Source organism: Variovorax cryoconiti (assembly GCF_051216395.1).
Taxonomy (GTDB): Bacteria; Pseudomonadota; Gammaproteobacteria; order Burkholderiales; family Burkholderiaceae_C; genus Variovorax.
The window spans coordinates 37,189-62,361 of the sequence record NZ_JBPJZI010000003.1; the positions used below are offsets into that span (position 1 = coordinate 37,189).

21 protein-coding genes are annotated in these 25,173 nt (G+C 66.4%); 12 read left to right on the plus strand and 9 right to left on the minus strand.

What is annotated here, in order from left to right; genetic code table 11:
- Nucleotides 1–12 precede the first annotated feature (12 nt).
- The gene (locus ACSFA2_RS09340; RefSeq protein ID WP_435455050.1) at nucleotides 13–2,445 is read right to left on the minus strand and encodes an AAA family ATPase; all 2,433 of its coding nucleotides are present in this window, start codon (nucleotides 2,443–2,445) and stop codon (nucleotides 13–15) included.
- A gap of 537 nt (nucleotides 2,446–2,982) precedes the next feature.
- Complete coding sequence (locus tag ACSFA2_RS09345; protein ID WP_435455051.1) at nucleotides 2,983–4,806, minus strand: DEAD/DEAH box helicase; 1,824 nt, start codon at nucleotides 4,804–4,806, stop codon at nucleotides 2,983–2,985.
- 651 nt (nucleotides 4,807–5,457) lie between these two features.
- Here ACSFA2_RS09345 and ACSFA2_RS09350 point away from each other — a divergent pair.
- From ACSFA2_RS09350 to ACSFA2_RS09360, 3 genes are all read left to right on the plus strand, one after another.
- Nucleotides 5,458–7,965, plus strand: a complete 2,508-nt coding sequence (locus tag ACSFA2_RS09350) for a hypothetical protein (protein ID WP_435455052.1) — start codon at nucleotides 5,458–5,460, stop codon at nucleotides 7,963–7,965.
- Between the two features lie 149 nt (nucleotides 7,966–8,114).
- Nucleotides 8,115–8,312 (plus strand): hypothetical protein, encoded by a 198-nt coding sequence (locus tag ACSFA2_RS09355; RefSeq protein ID WP_435455053.1) that lies wholly within the window; start codon nucleotides 8,115–8,117, stop codon nucleotides 8,310–8,312.
- A gap of 120 nt (nucleotides 8,313–8,432) precedes the next feature.
- Entirely contained in the window at nucleotides 8,433–8,663 is a 231-nt protein-coding gene (locus tag ACSFA2_RS09360; protein ID WP_435455054.1) for a DUF3606 domain-containing protein, read from the plus strand.
- A 23-nt stretch (nucleotides 8,664–8,686) separates the two neighbouring features.
- On the opposite strand, the gene ACSFA2_RS09365 is transcribed toward ACSFA2_RS09360, so the two are convergent.
- The gene (locus ACSFA2_RS09365; RefSeq protein WP_435455055.1) at nucleotides 8,687–9,388 is read right to left on the minus strand and encodes a hypothetical protein; all 702 of its coding nucleotides are present in this window, start codon (nucleotides 9,386–9,388) and stop codon (nucleotides 8,687–8,689) included.
- 23 nt (nucleotides 9,389–9,411) lie between these two features.
- Nucleotides 9,412–11,538, minus strand: a complete 2,127-nt coding sequence (gene glgX, locus ACSFA2_RS09370; protein ID WP_435455056.1) for a glycogen debranching protein GlgX — start codon at nucleotides 11,536–11,538, stop codon at nucleotides 9,412–9,414.
- Between the two features lie 242 nt (nucleotides 11,539–11,780).
- Here glgX and ACSFA2_RS09375 point away from each other — a divergent pair, with 242 nt between their 5' ends.
- The 5 genes from ACSFA2_RS09375 to ACSFA2_RS09395 are packed head-to-tail and all read left to right on the plus strand — an operon-like array spanning nucleotide 11,781 to nucleotide 15,953.
- The gene (locus ACSFA2_RS09375; protein WP_435455057.1) at nucleotides 11,781–12,482 is read left to right on the plus strand and encodes a helix-turn-helix domain-containing protein; all 702 of its coding nucleotides are present in this window, start codon (nucleotides 11,781–11,783) and stop codon (nucleotides 12,480–12,482) included.
- Entirely contained in the window at nucleotides 12,479–13,237 is a 759-nt protein-coding gene (locus ACSFA2_RS09380; RefSeq protein ID WP_435455058.1) for an ABC transporter substrate-binding protein, read from the plus strand. The genes ACSFA2_RS09375 and ACSFA2_RS09380 overlap by 4 nt, the downstream gene beginning before the upstream one ends.
- A gap of 30 nt (nucleotides 13,238–13,267) precedes the next feature.
- Nucleotides 13,268–13,918, plus strand: coding sequence for an amino acid ABC transporter permease (locus ACSFA2_RS09385; protein WP_435455059.1), 651 nt, complete (start codon nucleotides 13,268–13,270; stop codon nucleotides 13,916–13,918).
- The gene (locus tag ACSFA2_RS09390) at nucleotides 13,915–14,646 is read left to right on the plus strand and encodes an amino acid ABC transporter ATP-binding protein (protein ID WP_435455060.1); all 732 of its coding nucleotides are present in this window, start codon (nucleotides 13,915–13,917) and stop codon (nucleotides 14,644–14,646) included. The genes ACSFA2_RS09385 and ACSFA2_RS09390 overlap by 4 nt, the downstream gene beginning before the upstream one ends.
- 8 nt (nucleotides 14,647–14,654) lie before the next feature.
- Nucleotides 14,655–15,953: an NAD(P)/FAD-dependent oxidoreductase gene (locus ACSFA2_RS09395; protein ID WP_435455061.1), complete on the plus strand. Its 1,299-nt coding sequence runs from the start codon at nucleotides 14,655–14,657 to the stop codon at nucleotides 15,951–15,953.
- Between the two features lie 12 nt (nucleotides 15,954–15,965).
- On the opposite strand, the gene ACSFA2_RS09400 is transcribed toward ACSFA2_RS09395, so the two are convergent.
- On the minus strand, nucleotides 15,966–16,562 hold the full coding sequence (locus ACSFA2_RS09400; protein WP_435455062.1) for a TetR-like C-terminal domain-containing protein: 597 nt from the start codon (nucleotides 16,560–16,562) through the stop codon (nucleotides 15,966–15,968).
- Nucleotides 16,563–16,637: 75 nt separating this feature from the next.
- Between ACSFA2_RS09400 and ACSFA2_RS09405 the strand changes: the two genes are divergently transcribed.
- The 4 genes from ACSFA2_RS09405 to ACSFA2_RS09420 are packed head-to-tail and all read left to right on the plus strand — an operon-like array spanning nucleotide 16,638 to nucleotide 21,991.
- On the plus strand, nucleotides 16,638–17,684 hold the full coding sequence (locus ACSFA2_RS09405; RefSeq protein ID WP_435455063.1) for an alpha/beta fold hydrolase: 1,047 nt from the start codon (nucleotides 16,638–16,640) through the stop codon (nucleotides 17,682–17,684).
- Nucleotides 17,681–18,655, plus strand: a complete 975-nt coding sequence (locus ACSFA2_RS09410; protein WP_435455064.1) for a fatty acid desaturase — start codon at nucleotides 17,681–17,683, stop codon at nucleotides 18,653–18,655. Before ACSFA2_RS09405 ends, ACSFA2_RS09410 begins: the two co-directional genes overlap by 4 nt.
- Before the next feature lies 1 nt (nucleotide 18,656).
- Entirely contained in the window at nucleotides 18,657–19,898 is a 1,242-nt protein-coding gene (locus ACSFA2_RS09415) for a Zn-dependent hydrolase (RefSeq protein WP_435455065.1), read from the plus strand.
- Between the two features lie 5 nt (nucleotides 19,899–19,903).
- Nucleotides 19,904–21,991 (plus strand): molybdopterin-containing oxidoreductase family protein, encoded by a 2,088-nt coding sequence (locus ACSFA2_RS09420; protein WP_435455066.1) that lies wholly within the window; start codon nucleotides 19,904–19,906, stop codon nucleotides 21,989–21,991.
- Nucleotide 21,992: 1 nt separating this feature from the next.
- Here the strand turns inward: ACSFA2_RS09420 and ACSFA2_RS09425 are convergent, their stop codons facing one another.
- The 4 genes from ACSFA2_RS09425 to ACSFA2_RS09440 form a co-directional block, all read right to left on the minus strand.
- On the minus strand, nucleotides 21,993–22,319 hold the full coding sequence (locus ACSFA2_RS09425; RefSeq protein ID WP_435455067.1) for a hypothetical protein: 327 nt from the start codon (nucleotides 22,317–22,319) through the stop codon (nucleotides 21,993–21,995).
- 34 nt (nucleotides 22,320–22,353) lie between these two features.
- The gene (locus tag ACSFA2_RS09430) at nucleotides 22,354–24,165 is read right to left on the minus strand and encodes an AfsR/SARP family transcriptional regulator (RefSeq protein ID WP_435455068.1); all 1,812 of its coding nucleotides are present in this window, start codon (nucleotides 24,163–24,165) and stop codon (nucleotides 22,354–22,356) included.
- 43 nt (nucleotides 24,166–24,208) lie between these two features.
- Complete coding sequence (locus ACSFA2_RS09435; RefSeq protein WP_435455069.1) at nucleotides 24,209–24,484, minus strand: DUF4242 domain-containing protein; 276 nt, start codon at nucleotides 24,482–24,484, stop codon at nucleotides 24,209–24,211.
- 83 nt (nucleotides 24,485–24,567) lie between these two features.
- Nucleotides 24,568–25,143, minus strand: coding sequence for a flavin reductase family protein (locus tag ACSFA2_RS09440; RefSeq protein ID WP_435455070.1), 576 nt, complete (start codon nucleotides 25,141–25,143; stop codon nucleotides 24,568–24,570).
- Nucleotides 25,144–25,173 lie beyond the last annotated feature (30 nt).

Genomic DNA, 25,173 nt, shown 5'->3' on the forward strand with positions numbered 1-25,173 from the left:
AATGCTCGCAGATCAGGCAATCCGCTCTGGTTCACCTATGCTTTTGAGCAGAGCGTTGTATTGAGTCTTGTCCGAGGCATAAATCTTGTCTAGAACATAGTTTGCAACCTTGGCAATTTCGGGAATTTCTACAGGCTTGAAACCCCGATCTGGTACAGCGTCAAGGTGAGAGAATTCATTGCTCAGACGGTTGATTAATGCGATAGCAGTGTCCTCCTCCTCGCCGAAGAACTTTTTGATTCGCTCAAATGCATCGTTCCTGTCGTCATGGTAGGGGAATTTGAAGAAAAGGAAGGCCTCTAGAAATTTGCGCAGGTTGTTGCCAAAACCGAAAAATGGTTCGTGACTATCTGCTGCCGCAGTTTGGTCTTTGCACTTGTAGATCTGGTGAAAGAGGTAGTGGAATTCCGTGATGTATTCACGGAGATAAGAGGGCATAAGCAGGATATTGCTTGAAGCCCCGTTGCGCTCAATCATGAAGCATTCAAGATCGTTTGTGCTTTTGGTCTTGCCATCACCAGTCGGAATCTTCTTTGTCGGGATCGAGAGCCGCTTCAGATATTTGAGAAAATCCAAATTGTGCGTGGATATAAAAAGTTGCTTGTAGCGATATACGTTCGCGCCATCTTTCTTGATTGGTTTGGCAATCAAGCTTTCAATCAAGCTGAACATGAAGAAAATGTGGTTTCCATCGAGGCTTGAGATTGGATCGTCAATGTAGATGATTAGCTCTTTACCCTTGCTCTCTGGATCGTCAAGTTTCGCCATGAAATAGCAGAACGCGATAAGGCTGCACTCTCCTTCGCTCAGGTTGTACGCGGCTTTTCCGTCCCGCGTGACTTCAAACTTGACCGTGGCTTCTTCTTCACCGTCACGAGCTTCAAGTTTGATGCCGTCATGACCAAAAAAGTTTGTAAGCAGGGAGTTGACCCGTTCGGCTCCCTTCCGCTCGTCCTTTTGCTTAGCCCTCAAGGTCTGAATTTCGGCTTCTGCCTCACGAATTTCCTTTTCTGCATCCGTATGGACTGTGCCTGCTGTTTCGGCCTCTGTCTTCAGAGTAACAATGCGACCAAGTTCCTTTTCATACGTAATTGCATCAGCGAATTCGAATATGTCAGTTAGGCGAAGCGCATCTCTGGCAGAGGTCTTGTCCTTCTCAAGCGTTAAGGTCTTGCCGTTGTTGGCGACGATCAGTGCATTGATGTTGGCAACACACTTCTCGATCTCCTTTGCATCATGTGACGGGGCCTTCAACGACGTCGGCTGGAACAAGTTGTCCTTGCGGGTCTCAAGCGCCTTCTTCAGCGTCTCTAAATCATTCTTGTAGACGGCCAGTGCCTGCGACAGCGCCTTGCTGCTCGCCTCAAATGCGGTTCGCTCGTCAGCGTAGAACTGGGCACCTGTGAAAGTGTTGAGGCCTGCAATGGTGTCGATCTCGTTCGCCACTGACGTGATGGCAGCGTCCAAGGCTGTTTCAAGATCGCCTGATTCTTTGCTGAAATGCTCATCGAGCACGTGCCAGATGTCGTGAGGTAGGTTCTGCCGGCAGAAAGCACATGTGTCCCGCTTTTTCCGGTGGTGCACCATCCCCTGCTTAACCCAAAGTTGCAAGGCGCTGTCTTTCAGCAGTTCCTCGATGGCTTTGGTTGGGGTAATGGCCTTGGACAGCAATGGCTCAGCGATGGCCGTTAGAGACTCCAGCTTGAGTCTGATTACCAGCGTGCCATTGAGGTCAGGCAGAGCTTCTTGCTTGAGCAGGCTGAGCTTGCCCGCTTTTTCTTCGGTGGTCAGCGCTACAAAGCCCGGTTTTTTTGTCGACGCAATGTCGCGTCTGATGTAGTCAATATTGTAAACAGCACTGCCGTATTGACGGTTCTTCTTGATCTTGTCGGCGGCATGGGTTCGCAACTTTTCATCCAAGCCGCTGGATGCCGTGGTGTGGGTAGACTTGGTGCGATCGCGCTCTTTTTTCTTGGATTCAAGATCAAAGCGCAGCCCAGCTTTGCTTTCTATGCTTCCAAGCCTGGATTCAATGGTAGCGATGGCATCGTCAATTTCCTTGTTCTGCTCACCGACGATAGCAAAGGTCTTAATAACGCCACCGACATCCTGATTAACCAAGAAGCTCAAATTGTCGGTCACGAAGTCTCGGTTGTAGACCCGCACGTCATAGTTGTGTGTCGTGAGGCCAGCATGGGTGACGGCACCTCTGTCACCTGTCGCCGTGAAGGAAGAACCTACATAGTTCAATGGGAGTTTGCGCGTCTCCAGCGCACGGAAGATGCGCGATAGCGTTGTCTTGCCGGAGTAGTTGCGCCCATACAGGATGTTCAAACGCTGAAACAGTTTGACATTCTTTCCGCTGTCACGAACTGACTTCTTCCAGTCCAACCCTCGGAAACTGCCAAAGTTCGCTATGTCTATCTGATTGATCACTGGTCCCATCCCCCTTGTGGTGGCCTTTCGGCGGTGCAGAAAATGTTGTACGCAGTCTATAAGTCTGAACTAGAGCTCGCGAAATCCCATAACATCGGCGTCACAAAGTTTGAAGCAGAGCTTGAGACGTTCAATACAACATTTGTGAAAAACTACGATCTAGCCTCTGGGCAATCTAGAAGGCGATCGCTGAGATCCACAGTGTCGATCGATCAATTGCAAAAATCAAACAAAGCGTGGCGGGTCACGGATCAGAATTTCGTCTTGCAAGCCACAAGGTGCAAGTCGTCACGATCAAGAAGTTGACGCGTGGCAATCCGACAGTGGCGGCCCACTCCTCCAAGCTGAAAAGGACCCGCCCAAATGGTTTGAGTGACGCAAAGCTGGTCAAGACTTGAAATGAATCCGAATTGAATCGGGGCGTATCCCATAGACAGGGGCGCCCTACGTCACCATTCAATTCTTTATAGCGCTTCATTTCTTTATTTGATCATTGGTTTCGTGACGCGTGAAAACAGCGCAGTCCGTCAAGCTACGCAGGACTCCCTACAACGTGAGCGCTTGCGCCGTCGCAATCAGGAGCCTTTGCGTAGCCCGCGTTGCGGCAACATAGAGCAACCGCGCTTCCGCTTCCACCTCGTCTTGCTTGGTAGACGATTCGTTGAGCCCCATCACCGCCACGATCGGAAACTCCAGCCCCTTGCTGACATGCATCGTCATCACCTTGATGCTGTCCTCCAGCGGCTTGAAATCCCCCGACCCCTTGCGCACTTGATGCGGCAACCTGCGCCGAGTCAGCGCACGCGCGCATTCCTCCATCCCGTCGTGGTGCCGACACAGCACCGCCATGTCGCCCCACGCATGCCCTTCCTGATGCGCTGCGCTCAGCAACTCGGCGACCTTCGCGGCCTCTTCGTGCAGCGTGGGCAGGTTGATCACCATCGGCTCCGGCCCTTCGCGGCCGCAGCTCACGGGTAGCAGCAGCGGGATGCCGTCTTCGCCCTGCTCGGAGTTCTCGGCCGTGAGCAGCCCGCCCGCAATCTGGCTGGCGGTCTGCAGGATCTGCCGCGTGTTGCGGTAGTTGATCTTCAGCACCGTGGTGCGCCCCTGCGCCTGGATGCCGACGCTCTTGAAGCTGAACTGCTTGCTGCGCTGCCGCTCGTAGATGCTCTGCGCGTCGTCGTACAGCAGCAGCAGGCTGTTGGTGCTCGGGTCGACCATCTGCGTCACCAGCTTCAGCCATTCGGGGCGGAAGTCGTGGCCTTCGTCGATGAGCACGGCGAGGTACTGGCCCGACGGGATGTGCTTGCGGTCGACGGCGCGGATCACGCGGTCGACCATGTCGTCCATCTTGGCGCCGGTCGCCATCTTCTGCGGCGGCAGTTCCTGGCCGAAGGCGACGAGCTGCTGCCGGCACCACTTGTGGAAGTTGCGCACGTGCACGCGCTCGCTCAGGCCCTTGGCTTCCATGACAGAGGCGAGCTTCACGGCCAGCGGCTCGTTGTAGCAAAGCACGAGCACAGGCTTGGCCGCGCTGGCGGCCTGGGCCAGGAATTCGGCGCGGTAGCCGAGGATCATGGTCTTGCCCGAGCCCGCCACGCCGTGGATCACGCGATGGCCGTCGCCCAGGCTGCGTGCCAACTGCTCCTGCTGCAGGTCCATCACGCTCAGGATGCTGGGCAGCGCGCGTTCGGCCGCTTCGTCCTGGCCGGGGTCGGAGCCGTCGAACAGGCTGCGCTGCGAGTTGACGCGCACCTCGGGGAACAGCAGCCAGCGCACACGGTCGATCTGCGGCAAGGTGAGCGCGCCGCGCATGAGCGTGGGGAACATGCCCCACAGCCGGCTCTGCAGGTCTTCGGGGTCGGCGTTCTCCTGCATCTCGTCGGCGCACAGCACGCGGTGCCCGTCGATGGCGTGGTTCAGCCCGCTGGCCTCGAACTGCCGGCGCGTGATGTGGCTGAAGACGACGCCGTAACTCCACGGAAAGGTCAGCATGCCCTGCCACTTGCCGCTGGGCTGCACCAGTTGCGGGTCGCGCTTGAGGGCGTCGACCACTTCCTCGGCGTAGTGCCGCGCCTGCTCGAAGGGGTTGTTGACCGACTTCAGTTCGCCGCCGGGCACGATCTCCCACATGCCGCGGGTGGCCTTCTGGATGGTCTCGAGCCGCCAGTCCTTCACCTCAAGGATGAGCAGGCCACGCAGCGGGTGCAGCACGATGAAGTCGGGGTGCGACCGCTTCGGCCCGACCGGCACGTCGTACCAAAGCAGGTAGTCGCTATCGAGCTTCTGTTCCAGCCGCTCGGCCAAGCGGCGCTCGCCCGTCGTCATGCGGGACACGCTGGCGCCGAACGACGGTATGAGAACAGCCATGGTTTGCCTGGAGCAACAATTGTTTACAAACCATCATGCCTCCCTGAACGCTGTCTGACTAGTCCTACAAACGTGCGCCGCTCATACGGGGCCGTGACTTTGTGCCCATCGAAGCGTTGCACCTGCCCAGTCCGTCGCCGCTCCAGCATTTGCGGAGGTCGGAGTCTTCGTTCCCGCATGTAGCGCGCCCTCCAGCCCGCAAAGCCCGGGGCCCGCGCAAGCAGGATGGCGGGGATTTGTCGGCGAATGCGTGCGCAAGAGGCCGAAAGTTTCGGTTTTGGCCGCACTTGCGATTTTTTGGTTACGCGCCTGAAACATGGCGTGGTTGTGCGGAGCAAGGCGCGCCCGTTCAAACGTGAGAGCTGCAACTGTCTGTGCAAAAGATTGCGGAACTTTCCGCGAGACCGTCAAATCGCGGCATCCGCAAGGATGAGTAGGGGCTTGTCTCCCGCAGGCGTCGGATATGTCCGACATCCCTTGAAGCTCAGTTCTCCGTTTGCAACCCCGCAAGGGGTCTGCAGATCCTGTAATTTTCTCGCCGGTAGTCGAACGCGCCCAGTGGCCTCCAAGAGGCCTTTGCTCTGCCATGCACCTCGTTCGACGGTCGTGCCAATCCACCTCTTCATCGTGTCAAAACTACTCGTCTCATGTTTGGGCGCCGTCGCCGCCATTGCCACTCTCCATCCCACGTCCGTTCTGGCGCAAAGCCGCTACCTCACCGGTCAAGGCGGTGGGTTCTCGCTGAGCAGTAGCACGGTGGTTCGCTACGGCGCCAACAACGCGTTCAACGCCAAGACGTTGGCGTCCGGCTCCTACACCTGCAGCGATCAGCTGTTCGGGGACCCTGCGCCCGGTCTTCCCAAGTCGTGCTTCGCGGATGGCGCGTCGGCACCCGCTCCGGCCCCAGCGCCCGCACCCGCTCCAGCGCCTGCGCCTGCGCCTGCGCCTGCGCCGGCCGCTCCTGCACCGAGCCCCTCCACCACGCAGCTGAAGGAGCTCACCGGTCAAAGTGGCCGCTTCACGCTGACGACGACGACGAGCGTCGTGTACGGGAGGGGCACCCAGACGGTGACCAAGGTGCTTGCTGCCGGTACCTACACCTGCGGCGACCAGCTGTTCGGTGACCCGGCACCGGGCGTGAGCAAGTCCTGCTACACGGCCACCACGTCGACCCCCAGCACGCCGGCGCCTGCACCGGCCCCGGCGCCCGCTCCGGCACCCGCGCCGAGCCCCGCACCGGCTCCCGCTCCCGCTCCCGCTCCGTCCAGCCCGAACGTGCTGGGCATTTCCGGTGACGTGATGGTCAACGGCGCGGTGTCGAATGCGGAGTACCAGGCCATGGCTCAGAAGATGGGCACCGACGCAGCCATCGCCTACCGCTACGGCCCGTCCCCGGCTGAATACGGCACCGCCACGCTGAGCGGCCTGCCGACCTACGGCAAGCGCCCCAGCCAGCCGATGAACATGGTGTCGATCCAGAACCCCAACGGCCGAGGCAACCGCGGTTGTGGCTGGACGAGCTGGTGCGGCAACTGGCAAGTCGGCGGGCCGCTCGACTACGAACCGGGCGACTACAGCTCGAGCATCCTGAACTTCGGCTACATCGCCGACGCCACGCCCGACGCCAGCTTCTACAAGAAGTCCTACGCCCCGGGCCTGGGCTCCGTGCAGGCCCTCGGCATGGCACACAACACGATGTCGGTCGAGCCCGAGCCGAGCTGGACGCGCAATGACGGCGTCTCCAACGACGGCGGCGCGCTCGATGCGAGCATCGTCTCCTACCTCAAGAGCTTCCCGCTCGACAAGCCGGTGGCGCTGGGCAAGTGCTATGGCCGCGGCGGCTGGTGCACCAACACCCTGGCGGTCTACGCCGACGGCCGCATCGTGAGCGTCGGCAGCAACACCGCCAGCACGCAGGTCAGCACGCAGTTGCCCTCGGGCAAGGTGCCCACGGCCATCACCATCACCAACAGCGGTGAGTTCGCCCTGGTGACCGTGTGGGACACGGCCGCCATGCGCGGACAGGTCGCCGTGCTGGCGCTGGGTGACGGTTGCCAGAACTGCACCATGGCCAACGAATCGCAATGGAGCGGCAACTGGGGCAACTGGAAGCGTTCCTACCCGGGCCTGCCGGGGCTGGGCAACTACAACTTCATCAAGCTCGTCGGCTTCGTGGATCTGCCCGAGAGCATGAGAGCGCCGACGGAGATTTCCGTGTCCACCGGTTTGGCCAACAACGACTACCAGCTCGTTCGCCGCTACTTCGACACCGACCTGGACAATTCCAGCGTTCGCGCCCGCTACTTCAACGGCGACCTGGCCAACGCCTACGCCCGCACCGGCATGGCGGTGGTGATCTCGAAGTCGGAAAAGCGCGCCGCGTTCGTCGACCTGCGCCCGCTCCTGGCGTACTACAAGCAGCAGTACTTCGGTCAATCGCAGTCGGGCTTCAACAGCATGATCGCCAACCGTGGCACGCAGCCATCGCAGTGGCCGTACACCTTCGACGTGGCGCCGAGCCAGAAGCCGTCGGTGATCAAGGTGATGGACCTGGACAACCGGCCGACGGCCGTGAAGGTGGCGCTGGCCGCACCGTTCCGCGCGTTCATCGCCACGCAAGAGGGCAAGCTGCGCGTGTTCGACCTCGGGTCGGGCTACCTGAACCAGCAGGCCGGCGGCTCGCCGTCGGACATCGTGGAACGCTTCTCCGTGGCCGTCGGGCGCAACCCGACCGGCCTCACCTACGCCAAGGAGAAGGGCGCGCCGCCCAAGGAGATCTACCCCAACTCCGTCGAGCGCGAGATGATCGTGACCTCGCGCGGCGACCGGAAGATCCAGTGGGTTCGCTTCGATGCGGCCATCAACGCGGGTTCCGTGGCACGCACGCTGCAGGAAAGCCGGATGGTCGACCCGATCTCGACGGAAGACGCCGACAACCACGGCAGCGAAAGCTACGTGCTCAGCGTGGCCGACTACGGCGGCAAGGGCATCCACAACTTCCTGTACGGCCCGATGGTCTGGCACACCAACCCGGCGTCGACGGCCTGCTCGACGGCCAAGGGCGGTTGCAAGCTGCTCAACAACGCGGCCTTCGAATACGGCGGCACGTTCAAGGTCCCGGGCAAGCCGTTCCACGCCATGGGCGCGAACATCAACTGATGTCGACGGGTGGTGCACACACCACCCATCCCTGACGCTGCACACCTTCCTCCCTGCCAGGCGCCATTCGGCTGCCTGCCAGGCGCCATTCGGCTGCCTGGCGGGCGTGCGGCTGTCACCCCCTCATCCCTATTCAAGAAAGAAATCACATGTCAGCCAAACTCAACGCGTTCGTCCTCCTGTCCATCGCCGCCCTGATCGGCGGCTGCGGTGGTGGCGGCAGCGACGGAGACGGAAACGATGCGGCGACGTCCAGCGCCCCGACCGTGATCGAGCCGGTCGGCCAGGCATCGCCGTCATCGACGCCGGCCAGCGGCACGGACCCGGCCGCGCAGCGCACCAACTGATCGCCGCCGACACGTCGGTCCAGGCAGACCTGTGTCGGCCCCCTGCGCCTACAGGGGGCCGTGCGAAGCGTCGCTAAGTTCATCTCATCGAACCAACGCTCCGCAAGGAAGGAACACACCATGACCGACAACGACCAACGCAATGCCCGCAACGGCGCAGAGCCCGACCGCATCGACCTCGTGTCCGATGCGTCGCTCACGGAATGGGCGAAGAAGCTCGCCGTGACCGAGGATCAGTTGAAGGAAGCGGTGTCGAAGGTCGGCGACCGGGCCACCGATGTCGAGATGCACCTCAAGGGCAGCCGCAGCACGACCAACAAGGAGCGTGTGAAGGAAGCGGGCGGCGTCTGAGGCGAAGCGCCGCGGGACCGCTCTCAGCCGCCCGTGGGGTTGCGCCGCGCCTCGTCGCGTCGGCGCTGGTCGCGCACCGCTTCGCAACGCGGGTGCCGTGCATACGCGGCCTGCTCGCAATGCTCGGCTTCGCAACGCGCGGCGAGCACGAAGAACAGGTGCTCGCAGCCCGTGCGTGGGTCGCCGGCGCTGCGTATCGTCGATAGGCGGGTGGGTGACGTGACGGGCGGCTTCGCGACCGGCGGTGCCGACGCCATGACGGGTGCAGCCACGACCGGCGGCGTCGCCGGTACCGTCGATTCACCCGGCGAGAGCGCCGACTCCACCGGAATCTGAACCGGCGGCGGCGCGACCGCAACGGCCGCGGGTGCGGCCACCGCTGTCGCGGGGAGCGTCTGAAGCGGCGGCGCCGCTGCCGACGCCAGCCCCGGGGCCGCCGCGCGCTCCGGGCCGAAGCTGATCCATGCCGCCAACGCCACCACGGTGGCACCCAGCAGCAGCACGGCCATCATCAAGCCACGCGGCGCATGGGGTGCAGGCGTGCCTGCCTGTTGGGGCATGGGCGCAGCGTCATCCGCCACCTTGTCCGGCCGCAGCTTGCCGCGAACCGTCTCCAGCGCAGAGGGGCCGGTGGCGGCAAAGGCCGGCAGCTTGCCCGCGCAGCCGATGCAGAACATGGCGCGGTCCCGGTTCGCGGTGTGGCAGTTGGCGCAGAGAACGGTCATGAACGTTCAGGCAGTCGGTCGGGTCAGGGTTGGCAGGTGAACATGAGCAACGACCGGCCGGTCACGGTGTAGCCGTGGCCAGGCTGGAAGTCGGCATCTTCCTGCGGGTCGAGGGCGGTGTCGATCACGCGCTTCCACGACTTGCCTTCGGCGCGCGGCGGCAGCACGAAGTCGATGGCGCCTTCCCACGCGTTGAAGACGAGCAGCACGCTGTCGTCGGCCGCGGGCTGCGGCAACGACGACGCGGGGGCGGTGCCTTCGAGCAGCAGGCCGAAGCAGCGGGTCTGCGGGTCGGTCCAGTGCGCTTCGTCCATCTCGTTGCCGTCGGGCGCGAGCCAGGTCGAGTCCTTCACCTGCGCCGTCTCGCTGAACTGGCCGGTGAGGAAGCGGTTGCGGCGCAGCACCGGCAGCGTGTGGCGCAGGTGCGTGAGGTGCTGGGTGAAGCTCGTCAGGCTGCGACCGGCCGGCGCGCTGGCGGCTTCCCAGTCGAACCAGGAGATGTCGCTGTCCTGGCAGTAGGCGTTGTTGTTGCCCTGCTGGGTGCGCGCGAACTCGTCGCCGGCCAGCAACATGGGCGTGCCTTGCGACAGCAGCAGCGTGGCGAGCATGTTGCGCTGCTGGCGGGCGCGCAGCGCGAGCACGGCCTCGTCGTCGGTCGGGCCTTCGACGCCGCAGTTCCAGCTGCGGTTGTCGCCGTGGCCATCGCGGTTGCCTTCGTTGTTGGCGTCGTTGTGCTTCTCGTTGTAGCTGGTGGTGTCGGCCAGCGTGAAGCCGTCGTGCGCAGTGATGAAGTTGACGCTGGCCCAGGGCCGGCGGCCGCGCTTGTTGAAGCGGTCGCTGCTGGCCGTGAGGCATTGCGCCAGCGCCGGCGCCATCGACTCGTCGCCCTTCCAGAAGGCGCGCACGGTGTCGCGGAAGCCGTCGTTCCACTCGGCCCAGCCGGGCGGGAAGCCGCCGACCTGGTAGCCGCCGGGGCCGATGTCCCACGGTTCGGCGATCAGCTTGACGCTGGAGAGCACCGGGTCTTGACGGCAGCTGTCGAGGAAGCCGCCGCCTTCGTCGAAGCCGTGCGGCTCGCGCGCCAGGATGGTCGCCAGGTCGAAGCGGAAGCCGTCGACGTGCATCTCGGTCACCCAGTAGCGCAGGCTGTCGGTCACCATCTGCAGCACGCGCGGATGGCTCAGGTTCACCGTGTTGCCGGTGCCCGTGTCGTTGATGTAGTAGCGCGGCTGGTCGGGCAGCAGGCGGTAGTAGCTGGCGTTGTCGATGCCCTTGAAGGAGATCGTCGGGCCGAGTTCGTTGCCTTCGGGCGTGTGGTTGTAGACCACGTCCATGATCACCTCCAGCCCGTGGGCGTGGAAGCGGTCGACCATGTTCTTGAACTCGTCGATGTTCGGGCCGTCCATGTAGCGCTGGTCGAGCGCGAAGAAGCCGATGGTGTCGTAGCCCCAGTAGTTGGTCAGGCCCTTCTCGGTGAGGAAGGGCTGGTTCAGGAACATCTGCACCGGCAGCAGCTCGACGCTGGTCACGCCCAGTTCCTTGATCGGGCCGATGACGTCGTCGAGCGCCAGGCCGGCGAAGGTGCCGCGGAACAGCTGGGGCACCTTGGGGTGCTTCATGGTGAAGCCGCGCACATGCGTCTCGTAGAAGACGGTCTGGTTCCAGGGCACGCGCGGCGCGTCGGTCTGCGTCCACTGGTAGCGCGAATCGACCACCACGCACTTGGGCATGCAGGGCGCACTGTCGCGCTCGTCGAAGCTCAGGTCGGCATCGGGGTGGCCGACGGTGTAGCCGAACAGCTCGGGGCCCCACTTGAGCTCGCCCATGTGCGCCTTGGCGTAGGGGTCGAGCAGCAGCTTGTGGTGGTTGAAGCGGTGTCCCTTCTCCGGCTCGTACGGGCCATGTACCCGCAGGCCGTAGCGGGTGCCGGGCTCCAGGCCGGGGACGAACCCGTGCCAGACCTCGTCGGTGTATTCGGGCAGCGTGATGCAGGCCGTCTCGGTGGTGCCCGCATCGTCGTACAGGCAGACCTGCACCTTCGTCGCATGGGCCGAGAACACGGCGAAGTTGACGCCGCGGCCGGTGTAGGTGGCGCCCAGGGGGTGGGGGGCGCCTTCTTCGAGCGCATGGGAAGTCACGGGTGCAGGCATCAACGCTCCGGGCAAAGATCAGCAATGTGCGCTCGTGCAGGCGTGGCCGCTATGGCGGGCCGGCCGGACTTCTCGTAGGCGAAAACCCTCGCCGGCCATCGACCCGATGTCGGTGGGCGACGGCCGTCACTGCGCGCGTTTGTACGGATAGGCAGCGCTGAGGCTCGGGCTAAGCTGGCGCGGCTCTTGCGTGTGAAATATTCACAAACGTGAAAGTTTTACCGAACCCCGCCCGCAGCCTCATGAACAGCCGACAGCCCTTCACCGCCGGATCCGGCCCCGCGCCGGACGCCGGGCCGGCGCACCGCATCCATTCGGTGATCGACCTGTGGCTGGGCGAGCAATTGAGGCGCCGGCGCAAGGCCATGGGCCGATCGCTGCTGCATGTGGCGCAGGCGGCCGGCATCTCGGTGAGCCTGCTGAGCCAGCTCGAACGCGGGTTGCGCTCCATTTCGATGCGCACGCTCGAGGCGCTCGCGCACGAACTGCAGCTCCCGATGGAAATGCTGGTGCGCAACAGCACGCACGGCGACGCGCAGGACGAGGTCGACGGCGCGGTGGTGCGCGTGGGCGCGCACCGCCGCATCGACCTGGGCGACAAGGGCATCCACAAGGAAAACCTGACGCCGCCGGCCGCAACCGGCCAGGTCGAGCTCTACCGCGCCGTCATCGAGTCGGGCGGCTCGACCGGTGACGAACTCTTCTTCACCCACCGTGGCGAGCAGGTCGGCTACGTGATCGAAGGCCAGCTCGAACTCTTCGTCAACGACCGGCTGCTCAAGCTGCATGCCGGTGACAGCTTCTGCTACGACGGCAGCACGCCGCGCCGCTGGCGCAACCCCGGCCCCACGCTCACCACCGTGCTGTGGGCCATCACCCGCGCTCCCCATTCCCCCGTGCCTCCCCTCCCGCAACCGTCCACCCTCCAAGGAAAGACACCATGAAGCTCCCCGCACTTGTCGCTTCGCTGTTCACGGCGCTCGCGTTGACGATCACGGCACCGGCTTCGGCCCAGGCCGTGCTGAAGGTCGGCTCCACACCGACCGGCAGCCCTTTCACTTTCCTCGACACCAAGACCAACACCATCGATGGCGTGATGGCGGACATCGTCAAGGCCGTCGGCAAGGAGGCCGGTTTCGAGGTGCAGATCGAGGCGATGCAGTTCTCCACGCTCATCAGTTCGCTCACCACCAAGCGCATCGACCTGATCTCGGCGGCCATGTTCATCACGCCGGTGCGGCTCGAGGTGGTCGACTTCTCGCAGCCGATCTACAGCTACGGCGAAGGCGTGGTCGTTCCGGTGGCCGACAAGACGGGCTACGTCACGATGGCCGACCTGAAGGGCAAGCGCGTCGGTGTGCAGGTCGGTACCGCCTTCGTCGATCCGCTGCAGAAGAGCGGCCTCTTCACCGAGGTCAAGCTCTACGACACCACCGCCGACCTGATGCGCGACGCCAACGCCGGCCGCATCGACGCGGGCTTCCTCGATTCGCCGATCGCGGGCTTCGCGATCTCGCGCAGCCTGTTCCCCAACCTGCGCATGGCGACGACCTTCAAGCCGACCATGGTCAGCAGCATCGGCATCGCAACGCGCAAGGGCGACACCGAGACGATGGGCAAGGTCAACGCTGCGCTTACCAAGCTCAAGGCCGACGGCACGATCGACGGCATCCTGAAGAAGTGGGGCCTGGCGTCCTGATCGGCGTCTGAACCGTTGAACGAAACAGCCATGCTCGTGCTGCTCGAACGCATCCGGGAGTACTTCCCGATCCTGCTGCAGGGGGCCTGGCTCACCATCTTGGTGACGCTCGGCTCGCTCGCCTTGTCGACCGTGCTGGGCATGGTGTGGGCCGTCATGCGCGTGTCGGGCATCCGCTGGCTGGCGAACATCGCCACGACCATCGTCAACCTGCTGCGCGGCATCCCGATCATCGTGCTGCTGTTCTTCCTCTACTTCGTGATGCCGGACTTCGGCCTCTCGCTGTCGGCGGTGCAGGCCTCGATCCTCGGCCTGGGCATCGCCTATTCGGCCTACCAGTCGGAGAACTTCCGCGCGGGCATCGAGGCGGTCGACCATGGGCAGGTGGAGGCCGCGCGCGCCATGGGCATGGGCTGGCCGCTGATGATGCGGCGCGTGGTGCTGCCGCAGGCCGTGAAGATCGTGCTGCCGCCCTACGGCAACATCATGATCATGATGCTCAAGGACTCGTCGCAGGCCTCCACCATCACGGTCGCCGAACTTGCGCTGCAGGGCAAGCTGATCGCCACCTCGACCTTCCAGAACGCCACGGTGTTCTCGATGGTGGCGGTGATGTACCTCGTCATGTGCGTGCCGCTGATCCTCTTCGTGCGGCATCTCGAGAAGCGGAACAAGACATGATCGAGATCCGCGGACTCCAGAAATTCTTCGGCACGCACCATGTGCTCAAAGGTGTCGACGCATCGGTCGCCAAGGGCGAGGTGGTCTGCATCATCGGCCCCTCGGGCTCGGGCAAGTCGACCATCCTGCGCTGCATCAACGGGCTCGAAAGCTACAGCGGCGGCACCATCGACATCGACGGCGTGCACGTCGACCACCAGGCGCCGAGCATCAAGAAGATTCGCACCGAAGTGGCGATGGTGTTCCAGCGCTTCAACCTGTTCCCGCACCGCAGCGTGCTGGAGAACATCATCGAGGGGCCGGTCTTCGTGAAGGGCGAGCCGCGTGCGGCGGCCATCGACCATGCGAAGGAGTTGCTGGCCAGCGTGGGCCTGGCCGAGAAGATCGACGCACGGCCTTCGCAGCTCTCGGGCGGCCAGCAGCAACGCGTCGCGATCGCGCGCGCGCTGGCGATGAACCCCAAGGCCCTCCTGTTCGACGAACCCACGTCCGCGCTCGACCCCGAGCTGGTCGGCGACGTGCTGGAAGTGATGCGAAAGCTCGCCGAAACCGGCATGACGATGGTCGTGGTCACGCACGAGATGCAGTTCGCGCGCGAGGTGGCCGACCGCGTGTTGTTCATCGACGGCGGCGTGGTGGCCGAGCAGGGCCCCTCGGCCGAGCTGCTCGGCAACCCGCAGCATCCGCGCACGCAGGACTTCCTGCGGCGCGTTCTCCATCCGATGTGAAAGGCACCATGCCGCAAGAAGAGTTTTTTCCGTTGACGCCGTCGCTCTGGGCCGCGACCGCCTCGCCCGCGCCGGACACGGCACCGCTCGACAGCGACGCGCAAGCCGACGTCGTCATCGTCGGCGCCGGCTACTGCGGCTTGAGCACGGCCTTGCACCTGGCCGAGCGCGGCGTGCGCGTGGTGGTGCTCGAAGCGCGAGAGGTCGGCTTCGGCGGCTCGGGCCGCAACGGCGGGCAGGTCATCCCCGGCTTCAAGCACGACCCGAGCGAAATGATCGCGATGTTCGGCGCCGAGAAAGGCCAGCGCCTCGTCGATTTCGCGGGGAGCACCGCGGACGCGGTGTTCGACCTGATCGACAAGCACCGGATGGACGTGCCGCATGTGCGGCGTGGCTGGATCCAGGGCGCGCACACGACGGACGCCCTCAAGCTGGCCGAGCGCCGTGCGCGCGACTGGCGCGCGCAGGGCGTCGCCACCCAGCTGCTCGATCGCGCAGAGACCGCACGCCTGCTCGGCACCGACAAGTATTTCGGCGGCTGGGTCGATCCGCGCGGCGGCGGCGTGCAGCCGCTCAGCTACGCGCGCGGGCTGGCACGGGCCGCGATCGCCGCCGGGGTGGTGATCCACACCGCATCGCCGGTCACGCAGTTGGCGCAGGCCGGCGGCAAGTGGCACGTCACCACGAAGCAGGGCGCCAAGGTGGTGGCCGAACGTGTGGTGCTGGCCACCAACGGCTACACCGACGACCTCTGGCCGCAGCTGCGCAAATCCATCATCAACGCGAACTCGTTCCAGGTCGCGACCGAGCCACTGGCCGAGCCGGTGCGCCGCAGCATCCTGCCCGAAGGCCATGTGACGTCGGACGCGCGCAACCTGCTGCTGTACTACCGCATCGACCACACGGGCCGGCTCATCATGGGCGGCCGCGGCAGCTTCCGCGAGCCCGATCCGTCGCAGCCCGGCAACTGGTCGCATCTGGAGAACGTGGTCGGCAAGCTGTTCCCGCAGGCGGCCGGCGTGCCGATCGCCTACCGCTGGTGCGGGCATGTCGCGATCACGCGCGACTACATGCCGCACCTGCACGAGCCGGCGCCGGGGTTGCTGATCGACATCGGCTGCCAGGGCCGTGGCGTCGGCCTGCAGACGCGCATGGGCCAGGCGCTGGCCGAGTACATCGCGACCGGCAACCAGCAGGCGTTGCCTGTCGCGCCGTCGAGCATCAAGCCATTTCCGCTGTACGGCCTGCGCCGGCTCTACGTCTCGGCCGTGATCGGCTGGTACAGGATGACCGACGGGGGCGTCTGAGCCGCCTTCGCGTCAGGCCGCGAAGGCGGTGTCGACCAGCGACTGCACGAAGCCCTTGTCGAGCCCCTTCAGCCCGAACTGGAAGCGGTAGAAGATCGTCCCGTAGATCTGGTCGTACAGCGCTTCGGCGGGGCGCTTCGACGCGATGCTGCCGTCGCGCTGGCCGCGGCGGATCACGCGCACACCCAGGGTGCGGCGCACGCGGAGGTAGCGCGCCACGAAGACCTCCGAGGTGCCGGTCTCGGCCATGCACTCGGCCAGCACCGCCAGCTGCACCCGGCCCAGGTCGCCGCGCAGCGCCACCAGGTACTGCTGCACGTGGGCGTGGATCGCCTCGGGGGGCGGCAGCGTTTCCGACAGCGGCAGCATCACCGTCGCCTGGCGCATGTACGCGTCGATCAGCAGTTGCAGCCGGCCTTCCCACCACTTGTAGATGGTCATCTTCGACACGCCCGACACGGCGGCGATGGCCTGGATGGTGGCGCCGCGCAGGCCTTCGGTGGCGCTCAGGCGCCAGGCGGCGTCGAGCACGGCGGCGGTCGCCGCGTCGGAGCGCGGGCGGCCGCGGCGCCGGGGCGCTTCGTCGTCGGGTGGCGGGGTGGCATGCATGTTGCGTCGGCTTTGCTGTACGCGGAGTATAGTTATTCAGCCGCACGATCGAAGCACCAAAAAAGGACATCCACCATGACGCCCACGCCCGTTGCCGATGCACGCGCCGATACCGGCACGTTCCAGGCCGGGGACGTGGTGCTGCAGTCCGGCCGCACCTTCCGCAACATGTTTCTGGTCTACAAGACCTTCGGCACGCTGAACGCCGAGCGCTCCAACGTCATCCTCTACCCAACCTCGTACAGCGCGCAGCACACCGACATCGAGCACATGGTCGTCGAAGGCGGCGCGCTCGACCCGTCGAAGTACTTCATCGTCATCGCCAACCTGTTCGGCAACGGGCTGTCGAGCTCGCCGTCGAACACGCCCTGGCCCGATGTCGGCACGCGCTACCCCGACGTGACGTACTACGACGCGGTGCACGTGCAGCGTCGCCTGCTGGCCGAACTGTGGGGCATCGAGCGGGTGGCGCTGGTCTACGGCTGGTCGATGGGCGCCATGCAGGCCTACCACTGGGCCGCGCTGTTCCCCGACGCGGTGGACCGCATCGCCGTGGTGTGCGGCGCCGCGCGCTGTGCGCCGCACAACCGCGTGTTCATCGAAGGCGCGGCGCACGCGCTGATGGCCGACCCCGCCTGGCGCGATGGCGCGTTCACCGAAAAGCCGGTGCGCGGCCTGCGCGCCATGGGCCGTGTCTATGCCGGCTGGGCGCTGTCGCAGACCTTCTACCGCGAGGAGATGTGGCGCCAGCTCGGCGCGTCGTCGCTGGAGGACTACCTCGTCAGCAACTGGGAAACCACCTTTGCCCGCCGCGACCCGGCCGACCTGCTGGCGCAGTTCCGCACCTGGCAGACGGGCGACATCAGCGCCAACGACCTGTATGGCGGTGACCTGAAGAAGGCGCTCAATGCCATCCGCGCCCGCGTGCTGTTGATGCCCGGCGACCACGACCTGTACTTCCAGGTCGACGACAACCGGGCCGAGTTGCCGCACCTGCGCCATGGCGACCTGCAGCCCATTCCGTCGGTGTGGGGCCATCGCGCGGGCAACCCCAGTGCCCTCCACCAGCCCGAAGACCGGGCCTTCATCGAGACGCGCGTGAAAGCGCTGCTGGCCACATGAGCACCACGACCATCACCGACACCGAGGCACCGCGCACCGTGCGCAAGCCCGCCACCTTCCGTGTGAGCGCGCAGGACCTGAAGGCGCTGGCAGTGCGTTCCGACGCGGCCGGCGCGCGCCGCGCCCTCGGCCACCTGGGCGCCATCGCACTCGGCGGCGTCGCGCTGTGGCACGCGCTCGGCACCGTGTGGGCCGTGCCGCTCACGCTGCTGCAGGGCTGGTTCATCGCCTTCCTGTTCAACGTGGTGCACGAGACCGCGCACCAGACCGCCTTCCGCACCCGCGCCTTCAACCACGCGCTCGGCCACTTCGCCGGCTTCGCGGTCGTGCTGCCCTACGAGTACTACCGCGCCTACCACTGGGTGCACCACCGCCACACGCAGGACCCGGACAAAGACCCGGAACTCGCCAACCCGCTGCCGCGCACCCGCGCCGCCATCGCCTGGACCTGGACCGGCATGCCGATCTGGGTCGGCCGCGCGAAGCTGCTGTGGCGCCACGGCGTGCTCGGCCGCGTGACCGTGCCCTGGGTGCCGGAAGACAAGCGCGGCCTGATCGTGCGCGAGGCGCGTGCCTATCTGGCGGGCTACGTGCTGATCGTGGCCGCGTCGGTCGCCACCGGCTCGCTCGCCGCGCTGTGGCTGTGGGTCGTGCCGCTGATGGCCGGCCAGCTCTTCCTGCGGCCCTACCTGCTGGCCGAGCACACCGGCTGCGCCCACAGCAACGACATGCTGGCCAACACGCGCACCACCTACACCAACCGCTTCGTCCATTTCTTCGCGTGGAACATGCCCTTCCACGTCGAGCACCACGCCTACCCGGCCGTGCCCTTCCACGCACTGCCGAAGCTCAACGCCATGCTGGCACCGCACATCGTCAACACGTCGCCCGGCTACCCGGCCGCGACGGCGGCGGTGCTGCGCCACCTGCTGCCCGCCGACACCCCCTTGCCTCACACGGAGAAGAACTGACATGACTGCCATCTCGATCAACGGCGACCGCCTCTGGGCCAGCCTGATGTCCCTCGCCGAAATCGGCGGCACGCCCGCCGGCGGCGTGGCCCGGCTGGCGCTGACCGACCTCGACCGCCAGGGCCGCGAGCGCGTCATCGGCTGGGCGAAAGAGGCCGGCTGCACCATCCGCGTCGACCAGATCGGCAACATCTTCGCGCGCCGCGCCGGCCGCGAGAACGATGCGCCCGCGGTCGCGTCCGGCAGCCACATCGACACGCAGCCGACCGGCGGCAAGTTCGACGGCAACTACGGCGTGCTGGCCGTGCTCGAAGTCTTCCGCACGCTGAACGACCACGACATCCAGACGCGCCTGCCGCTGGAGATGGCGATCTGGACCAACGAGGAAGGCTCGCGCTTCGTGCCGGTGATGATGGGCTCGGGCGTGTACGCCGGCGCCTTCACGCTCGAGACCGCACTGGCCGCGGTCGACCGCGAGGGCATCAGCGTCGAGACGGCGCTCAAGGCCATCGGCTACGCGGGCGAATCGCCGGCCGCCGTCTCGGCCGGCGCACCGCTGTTCGCGGCCTACTTCGAAGCGCACATCGAACAAGGCCCGGTGCTGGAAGACGCCGACGTCGTGATCGGCGCCGTGACCGGCGCGCTCGGCCAGCGCTGGTACGACATCACCGTGACCGGCCAGGAAGCGCACGCCGGCCCGACGCCGATGGCGCTGCGCCGCGACGCGTTGCAGGCTGCGACGAAGCTGATGCAGGAGACGGTCGCCATCGCACAGCGCCACGCGCCGCACGGCCGCGGCACCGTGGGCACGGTCGACGTGTTCCCCAGCTCGCGCAACGTGATCCCGGGCCGCGTGAAGTTCACCGCCGACCTGCGCAACATCGACGACGAGACGCTGTCGAAGATGGACGCCGAGATCCGCGCCGCCTGCGCCGAAGTGGCCACCGCCACCCGGACGAAGGTCGACATCGAACAGGTCGTGTACTTCCCACCGACCGCCTTTGCACCCGCATTGGTCGAAGGCGTGCGCCAGGGCGCGAAGACCCGCGGCTACAGCTGCATGGACGTGGTGAGCGGCGCCGGCCACGACGCGGTGTACGTCGCCAGCCAGCTGCCGGTCGGGATGATCTTCGTGCCGTGCAAGGACGGCATCTCGCACAACGAGGTGGAAGACGCCAAGCCCGAGCATCTGACGGCCGGCTGCAACGTCTTGCTCGACGCGATGCTTTTAGCGGCAGCCTGACGGCCATGGCCGCGATCGGCATCACCGGCGAACGCACCGTGCGCGGCACCTGCCCGCACGACTGCCCCGACACCTGCGCGATGCTGATCACGGTGAAGGACGGCGTGGCGACCAAGGTGCGCGGCGACCCGGCGCATCCGACCACGCAGGGCGTGCTGTGCACCAAGGTCTCGCGCTACCTCGAGCGCACCTACAGCCCCGACCGCGTGCTGTACCCGATGCGCCGCGTCGGACCCAAGGGACCGGGACAGGGCACGTGGGAACGCATCGGCTGGGACGAGGCGCTAGACATCGTCGCCGGCAAGCTCCAGGCCATCGCCGCGGTCGACCCGCAGGGCATCTTTCCGTATGCGTACTCGGGCACGCTGGGGCTGGTCCACAACTTCGGCATGCCGCGCCGCTTCTTCCACAGGCTGGGCGCCTCGCAGCCCGAGCGCACGCTCTGCGCCACCGCCGGGCGCATGGGCTACGCCACGGTGATCGGCGCGCAGATCGGCACCGACATCACGCACTTCGCCGAGTCGAAGCTGATCATCTTGTGGGGCACGAACCCCATCACATCGAACCTGCATCTGTGGACGCGCATCGCCGAGGCCAAGCGCAATGGCGCGCAGGTGATCGCGATCGACCCGTTCCGCTCGCAATCCGCCGAGAAGGCCGACTGGCACCTCGCGCCGCACCCCGGCACCGACGGTGCGCTGGCCTTCGGCCTGATGCACGTGCTGATCGAAGAAGACCTGCTCGACCACGACTACATCGCACAGCACACGCTGGGCTTCGACGCGCTGGCCGCACGCGCGAAAGACTTCACGCCGCAACGCGTGGCCGAGATCACCGGCCTGGCTGCCGACGACGTGGTGAAGCTCGCGCGCCTCTACGGCGCCGAGCGCGCCAGCGCCATCCGCATGAACTTCGGCATGCAGCGCCATGCCGGCGGCGGCAACGCGGTGCGCGCCATCGCCTGCCTGCCGGCGCTCACCGGCGCCTGGCGCGACGCTGCGGGCGGCGTGCTGCTCGACAACGCCGGCGCGCACGCGGTCGACCTGGCCGCGCTCGACGGCCGCGCCCTGCTGCCCGACCCGGCCAAGCCGCCGCGCACCATCAACATGGCGCAGATCGGCCGTGCGCTCAACGAGCTGACCGACCCGCCGATCCAGGCGCTGTTCGTCTATGCCTCGAACCCGATGGCGGTGGCGCCCAACAACGGCCTGCTGCGGCGCGGCATGCTGCGGCCCGATCTCTTCACCGTCGTGCACGAGATCTTCCTGACCGACACCTGCGACTACGCCGACATCGTGCTGCCCGCCACCACGCAGCTGGAGCAGTTCGACGTGCACCGGCCCTACGGCACGCTCTACACCATGCTCAACCAGCAGGCCATCGCGCCGCTGGGCGAGGCCTGCTCCAACGCCGAACTGTTCCGCCGCCTCGCTGCACGCATGGGCTTGGACGACCCGGCGCTGCAGGAGAGCGACGAGACCATCGCGCGCGCCGCGCACGACCTGCAGTCGCCGGTCAACGCCACACTCGACTTCGACCGGCTGCAGCGCGACGGCTGGCGACGCCTCGATGTGCCCGAGCGCTATGCGCCTTTCGCCGAGGGCCACTTCCCCACGCCGTCCGGCCAATGCGAATTCGAAAGCGCCAGCGCTGCCACGCAAGGCTGGAGCGCGGTGCCCGAGTTCATCCCGCCACGCGAATCGGCGCTGGCCGACCCGGAACTGGCGGCGCGTTATCCGCTGATGTTGTTGACGCCGCCGGCACGCCACTACCTGAACTCGAGCTTCTCGGCGATCCCCTCGCTGGCCGCCGAGGTCGGCGAGCCATGGGTCGACCTGCACACCGACGACGCGGCCGCGCGCGGCATCGTGGATGGCGAACGGGTGCGCGTGTTCAACGCCCGTGGCGCGTTCGAGGCGGTCGCGCGCGTCGGCACCAAGGCGCGCACCGGTGTGCTGGTGGCGCCGTCGATCTGGTGGCAGAAAAAGTCGGCCGATGGCGAGAATTCGAACGCCGTCACCTCCGACGGCCTGACCGACATCGGCCGCGGCGCGACCTACTACGACACGGCCGTTGAGATCAGCCGCTGCTGATTCAGCCCGCGTCGCTCTCGTCGAGCTGCGGCGTCTGCCAACCCAGCAGCTCCGCCAGCCGCAACACCACCCAGCGCGCCTCGTCGGTCGACACGCCCGAGCCGGCCGAGCGCAGGCCAGCGTGGATGCGCTGCAGCACCTCGTCTTCCGACGGCACCTCGACATGCGCCAGGATGCGCGCCTGCTCGACCAGCGCGGTCGCCAGGTCTTCGCACACCTCGTAGCGTTCGCGCACCACGCCGATGGGTTCGCGCAGGCGCTGGCGCACCGGGTCGCTGAACACGGCGAAGAAGGAGGGCGGGATATCGATCTGGTACTCGTCGGACATGGCGCCATCATGCCCGCGCAGCGCTCAGGGTCGCTCAGAGTCGCGACAGGGGCAGGCGATCGAGTGCGCGGCACAGCGCCGGGCTGTCGATGTCGCCCGCGAGCAGCCGTGCCGCAGCGGCGCTCGCGCCGTCGCCCCTCGCGGCACGGTGCAGGTGCGCGCGCACGGTGAAGTCGCGCATGCCGCTGCGCGCCGCGAGCTGCTGCATTTCGTCGATCCACGCCGCGGCCTGCGGCAGCGACTGGCGGGTGGCCAACCCGCACAGCGCATCGAGCGCATGGCACTTGCCCCACAGATAGGCATCGGGCAGGCGCATGCAGCGTGCGATGGCATCCGTCAGGGTCTCGACGGCGCGCGCCGTCTCGCCCCGGGCGATGGCCACGCAACCCAGGCCACGGCCCGCGATGCCTTCCCAGCAGGGGTCGCCGAGCTGGCAGCCGAGCGCGAACGCATGCTCGAAGCGGTCCGCCGCAGCGCCCACGTCGCCGCGCAGCAGATCGATTTCTGCGCGCAGCGATTCCGGCCAGGGCAGGAAGGCGGTCCAGCGGGACTGCGCCATGGCGATCGAACGGTCCAGCGCCTCGGCCGCGGCGTCCAGCTCGCCGTGCAGCATCAGCGCGCGCCCCGACATCGACAGCGCGTAGGCCAGCTGCCTGGGTTCGCCGATGCCGTTGGAGAAGGACACGGCGTCGCACAGCATGGCGATCGCTTCGGGGTAGTGCGCGGTATCGCTGAGCGTCGCGCCGTGCACGATGGCGATGCGGGCCTGTTCGGCGCGGTCGTCGCCGGCCAGGGGCCGTGCGCGCGCCAGCCAGACCTGCGCCCGTTCGTAGCGTCCGCGCAGGAACTCGACGTAGCCGAGCTCGCGGCAGGCGGCGGCCGCCAGCGGTGGCGAAGCGTCCTGCCCCACCGCCAAGGCTTCGTGCAGCGCGGTCGCGCCCTCTTCGTCGCGACCGCGCGCGGCATGCACCAGCGCGCCACCCAGCGCCAGGCGGGCGCGGGTGCGCAGCACCGGGTCGCCGGTGTGGTCCGCTTCGACGATGGCGCGCCGCAGGCACTGCAGCCCGGCGTCGAGTGCGCCGGCGCCGATGGCCGCCTCGCCCGCTTCGAGCTGGGCGAGCGCAGCGACGCGGCCGGTCGCCGGCCGCGCAGTGGGCAGGGCCGTGACGGTGCGTGCGGCGGCCTCCAGCGTGGCGCCCGGTTCGACGCCGAGCTCGCGCCGGAACAGCTCGCGGCACGCCGCGGCCTGGCGTGCCGCGCCGAAGCCGTCGCCCGCGGCAGCCAGGCTGCGCACGAGCAAGGCCTGGAAGTTCTCGTCCAGCGGATTCCGGCGCACCAGGCGCGCAGCCAGGTCGGCGGCTTCGCCGGCCGCTCCGTTCGCCAGGCGTGTCAGGGCGGCTTCGCGCAACACCGCCTCGGCCGTGGCCTGGAGATGGCGCCGCTCGGTCGCCAGCCAGACGTCGAAGGACGGGCTGCTGGCGAAGCCCATGCCTTCGAGCAGCTCGCGCCCCAGGCCCGGAACCGCCAGCGCCTGGGCCGAGTCGCCCCGGGTCAGGGCCTCGACATCGATGTGGCGTTCGGGGTCGGGCGAGAGCGTGGGCACGTTGCCGCGCAGGCCGGCGTCGCCGAGCAGGCGCCGCAGTTCGCTCAGGTTCCAGCGCAGCGCCGCCAGCGGATCCTCGGCGTCCTCGAAGAGCAGGTCCGCGAGGTGCTGGCGGGTCGCGCGGGTGTCGCTTCGGAGCAGGTAGGCGAGCAGCGCCCAGACCTTGAGGCCGCGCGGCGCAGGCACCGCCTGGCCGTCGCGTTCCACACGCGGCGCGCCGAGGAGGTGGATCGCGAGGCCCATGGCCCGATCGTCGCGCGCGTGCCTGCGGCCTGCAAGCGCGGCCTCAGGCCTCGGCGGTGGTCGGGCCGATGACGTGCACGACCCGTGCCACCTGCGTGGCCGGAAAGCCGCCGCGCCGGGCATGTTCGCGCACGAGGTCTTCGTGGGTCGCGTTGTAGATGCAGTACATCTTGTCGGCCGTCACATAGCTGTGCACCCACTGCACGTCGGTGCCCAGCGCCTGCAGCACGGCGCAGGATTTCTGCGAGACGGCTTGCAGTTCGTCGGCCTGGAGTTCACCGAGGCCGGGGATGTCGCGTTCGATCACGAATTGAGGCATGGCAGTTCCTTGAAGTGAAGAGGAGCTGCCGAGGCTAGGCACGGGCCGTGTGAGCGGGCGTGTGACGGAACGACCGTCCGTGCTCAGGCGCGTCGGGCCGTCAGCATGCCCCCGGCGCGCACGAAATTCCCGGCGCCGAGGTGGTGGATCGTCTGCAGGTCGCTGTTGTCGTTGCGAAAGGACCAGTGGCCGTCCGAGAAGATGCGTGCATCGGCCGCGGCGGCCACCACTTCGCCGAAACAGGTGTCGTAGGCGTCCTCGGTGTGGCGCTCGGGGATCAGGCGGCATTCGAGCCAGGCGGCGCAGCCGGCCTCGATCACCGGCAGGCCGAGCACCGGGCCCTCTGCAACCTCGATGCCGTGCTGCGCGAACTTGTCGGTCGTCCGGCCGCTGACGCTGCCGACGGCGTAGGTGAGGTCCACCAGCGCGGTGCCGGGGATGCAGATACCGAAGGTACCGCTCGCGGCCACCAGTTCGCGGGTGAAGGTGTTCTTGTCGATCACCACGGCGATGCGCGGTGGCGTGAATTCGACCGGCATCGACCAGGCGGCCGCCATCACATTGCGACGGCCGCCGTGTGCGCTGGTCACCAGCACCGTCGGTCCGTGGTTGATGAGGCGGCTGGCGTGTTCGAGGGCGACGGGGCGGAAATGGGTCATGGACATCTTTCGGGACAACGATTGGGCCAC

Coding starts and splice junctions, on each gene's coding strand:
- ACSFA2_RS09340 (WP_435455050.1), bottom strand. CDS start 2,445: ATGGGACCAGTGATCAATCAGATAGACATAGCGAACTTTGGCAGTTTC.
- ACSFA2_RS09345 (WP_435455051.1), bottom strand. CDS start 4,806: ATGGCTGTTCTCATACCGTCGTTCGGCGCCAGCGTGTCCCGCATGACG.
- ACSFA2_RS09355 (WP_435455053.1), top strand. CDS start 8,115: ATGTCAGCCAAACTCAACGCGTTCGTCCTCCTGTCCATCGCCGCCCTG.
- ACSFA2_RS09360 (WP_435455054.1), top strand. CDS start 8,433: ATGACCGACAACGACCAACGCAATGCCCGCAACGGCGCAGAGCCCGAC.
- ACSFA2_RS09365 (WP_435455055.1), bottom strand. CDS start 9,388: ATGACCGTTCTCTGCGCCAACTGCCACACCGCGAACCGGGACCGCGCC.
- glgX (WP_435455056.1), bottom strand. CDS start 11,538: ATGCCTGCACCCGTGACTTCCCATGCGCTCGAAGAAGGCGCCCCCCAC.
- ACSFA2_RS09375 (WP_435455057.1), top strand. CDS start 11,781: ATGAACAGCCGACAGCCCTTCACCGCCGGATCCGGCCCCGCGCCGGAC.
- ACSFA2_RS09380 (WP_435455058.1), top strand. CDS start 12,479: ATGAAGCTCCCCGCACTTGTCGCTTCGCTGTTCACGGCGCTCGCGTTG.
- ACSFA2_RS09385 (WP_435455059.1), top strand. CDS start 13,268: ATGCTCGTGCTGCTCGAACGCATCCGGGAGTACTTCCCGATCCTGCTG.
- ACSFA2_RS09390 (WP_435455060.1), top strand. CDS start 13,915: ATGATCGAGATCCGCGGACTCCAGAAATTCTTCGGCACGCACCATGTG.
- ACSFA2_RS09395 (WP_435455061.1), top strand. CDS start 14,655: ATGCCGCAAGAAGAGTTTTTTCCGTTGACGCCGTCGCTCTGGGCCGCG.
- ACSFA2_RS09400 (WP_435455062.1), bottom strand. CDS start 16,562: ATGCATGCCACCCCGCCACCCGACGACGAAGCGCCCCGGCGCCGCGGC.
- ACSFA2_RS09405 (WP_435455063.1), top strand. CDS start 16,638: ATGACGCCCACGCCCGTTGCCGATGCACGCGCCGATACCGGCACGTTC.
- ACSFA2_RS09410 (WP_435455064.1), top strand. CDS start 17,681: ATGAGCACCACGACCATCACCGACACCGAGGCACCGCGCACCGTGCGC.
- ACSFA2_RS09415 (WP_435455065.1), top strand. CDS start 18,657: ATGACTGCCATCTCGATCAACGGCGACCGCCTCTGGGCCAGCCTGATG.
- ACSFA2_RS09420 (WP_435455066.1), top strand. CDS start 19,904: ATGGCCGCGATCGGCATCACCGGCGAACGCACCGTGCGCGGCACCTGC.
- ACSFA2_RS09425 (WP_435455067.1), bottom strand. CDS start 22,319: ATGTCCGACGAGTACCAGATCGATATCCCGCCCTCCTTCTTCGCCGTG.
- ACSFA2_RS09430 (WP_435455068.1), bottom strand. CDS start 24,165: ATGGGCCTCGCGATCCACCTCCTCGGCGCGCCGCGTGTGGAACGCGAC.
- ACSFA2_RS09435 (WP_435455069.1), bottom strand. CDS start 24,484: ATGCCTCAATTCGTGATCGAACGCGACATCCCCGGCCTCGGTGAACTC.
- ACSFA2_RS09440 (WP_435455070.1), bottom strand. CDS start 25,143: ATGACCCATTTCCGCCCCGTCGCCCTCGAACACGCCAGCCGCCTCATC.